A 1,318-nucleotide genomic window follows, 5' to 3' on the forward strand; every position below is an offset into this window, starting at 1 on the left:
GGGCATGGGGGAGATGAGGGGGATGAGGAGAAAGATTGCTTTGTCTACCTTGTCTCCTTAGCAATGCCCAATGCCCAATTCCCAATTCCCAATTCCCAATGCCCTATGCCCAATTCTTATTAAAATCATGAATGAAATTCTGGCAGTCATCGACAAATTAGCACTTCTGACGTTTATTGTTTTTACTATGCTGGGTGCTGGTTTACGTCTAACTCTACAGGAGATTTGGCAACCACTCCGCAATCCCCGCCTCGTTATCTTGTCTTTGCTGACAAATTTTGTGCTGGTGCCGCTTTTTGTCTATCTGCTGCTGCAAATAGTAGATCTAGGCGAACCAGTTAAAGATGGTTTACTAATCATGGCGGTAGCATCAGGCCCTCCAGCTTTGCCAAAACTCGCTCACATAGTTAAGGGCAATATAGCTTTTTCTGTGGGGTTAATGATGTTGCTGATGTTGGGGACAATCGTTTATATGCCGATTGTATTGCCGTTGGTGGTGGAAGGGGTGCAAATCAACTCTTGGGAAATTGCCAAACCGTTGTTATTAATGATGGTTAGTCCATTGGCAATTGGGCTATTGATTAAAGCTAAATTTCCAGCGATCGCTACAACTCTTCAACCAATTTTGTTCAAATTATCTAATGCTGGATTATTTATAGGTTTATTAGTCAGATTAGCAGTTCATACTAACGATATCATCGCCTTATTGAAAACAGGTGCAATTTTTGTTTGTGCTGTATTTATTCTCTTTTCCTTTAGCGTAGGTTATCTGTTAGGCGGCCCTGGTGTTGATACCCAAAGAGTGCTAGGAGTCGGAACCGCTCAACGCAATTTTGCCGCAGCACTATTAGTGGGTACGAGCAACTTTGAAGATCCCAGTGTGGTGAGCATCATTATGGTAACGAGTATATTAATGATGGTTACAGTTCTGATTATCGGGCCGAGGTTCATAGAAATAGACCAGCCAACAAATGCAGATATAGAACAGGTAAAAGTTTAATTTATGAATTCTTATGAAAAACAAGGTTATTTAGAAGAAATCAAACAGGAATGCTTTGAAATGTATCTAAACGGGTCAGGCTTTAGAGCAATAGAAAGAGTGAAAAAAGTACATCACACAACGATAAATTTATGTAAATATTGATACGAATTTTCTATGCAGATATCTAGTGGGCTGTCAATCCAAAAATGCTGGGTGACGGCTGGGTAAAGGGTAAGGGATTTAAAATCTTTCCCCTTTACCCTTTACCCTTTACCCTTTACCCTTTACCCTTTACCCTTTCCCCTTTACCCTTTCCCCTCTCCCCTCTCCCCTTTC

General features: G+C 41.1%; 1 protein-coding gene and 1 pseudogene. Both read left to right on the forward strand.

Going from position 1 to position 1,318, the window contains the following annotated elements; all coding sequences use genetic code 11:
- The first annotated feature begins 127 nt into the window (after positions 1–127).
- Positions 128–1,000, forward strand: coding sequence for a bile acid:sodium symporter family protein (locus GNE10_RS34550; protein WP_185570511.1), 873 nt, complete (start codon positions 128–130; stop codon positions 998–1,000).
- A gap of 24 nt (positions 1,001–1,024) precedes the next feature.
- Positions 1,025–1,126, forward strand: a pseudogene (locus GNE10_RS34555) (IS1 family transposase); the annotation flags it as partial.
- Positions 1,127–1,318 lie beyond the last annotated feature (192 nt).

The sequence above is a fragment of the Nostoc sp. 2RC genome (assembly GCF_014222165.1).
In the GTDB taxonomy this organism is placed as follows: Bacteria; Cyanobacteriota; Cyanobacteriia; order Cyanobacteriales; family Nostocaceae; genus Nostoc; species Nostoc linckia.